The sequence below is a fragment of the Mycobacterium sp. NGS33 genome, from assembly GCF_059812885.1.
Map to the genome: position 1 here is coordinate 1 of NZ_JCALDN010000040.1, position 809 is coordinate 809.

Annotated in this window: 1 protein-coding gene; it reads right to left on the reverse strand. The window is 70.7% G+C overall.

The annotated features are described in order from the left end of the window. Window positions 1-809, reverse strand: an 809-nt coding sequence (locus tag AC5Y5B_RS25205) for a PPE family protein, SVP subgroup (RefSeq protein WP_500007391.1), incomplete at both ends; no start/stop codon positions are given.

Here is an 809-nt window from a genome sequence, read left to right on the forward strand (position 1 = left end):
GGTGGTCGGGCCATGACGGTGGGCCGGAATCCGTACTTGGGACCGGCCACCCCGTGCCCGCCGGCGCCGGCACCGGCCAGCGGCATGCCACCGAGCAGGTTGCCCGGCCCGCCGGCGGCCTCCGGGGCCGCGCTGATGCTGCTGACCGGAATGGCATGCCCCAGCGCCGGCGCGGCCGGGGTCCCCGACCAGGCCACCGGCACCGACAACTTGCCCCCGACCGAGGCCGCGCTGCCCAGCGCCGCCACCGGGTGAGCCGCCGCAGCACCGCCACCCAACATGCCACCCAAACCACCCAGCCCAGGCAACGCCTTCGCCACCGCCGGGGCCGCCCCACCGATCGCGCCGGTCGACTTGGCGATCTGAGTGAAGGTGTTGGCCATACCAGTACTGAAGTACGGCAAACCCTCGGTGTTGTAGAAGAGGCTGGCGAACGGGCTGTAGCCGTTGACCGCCGATCCCAGGCTGGTGGGCAGGCTGGTCTGCCCGGTCAACAGGAACCACAGCTCCGACAGCGGGTCGGTGGTCGACGTCGCGGCCGTCGTCGCGTTGGTCGTGGCGTTGGTGGTGCTCGTCGCCGCGGGCTGCGCCAACGACTGCAGGGTCTTGGTGGTGTTGGTCGCCGTCGAATTCGCCGTGGCATTGGTGACCGCCGCGGTCTGAGTGGCCTGACCCGAGGCGTTGGTGACCTCGGGCGCCTTCTGGAACTGCGTCACCTTCGTCGCCGACGCGGACTGACCCGCATAGCCATACATCGCCGCGGCATCCTGCGCCCAGAACTCGCCGTACTGCGACTCCAACTGCGCGAT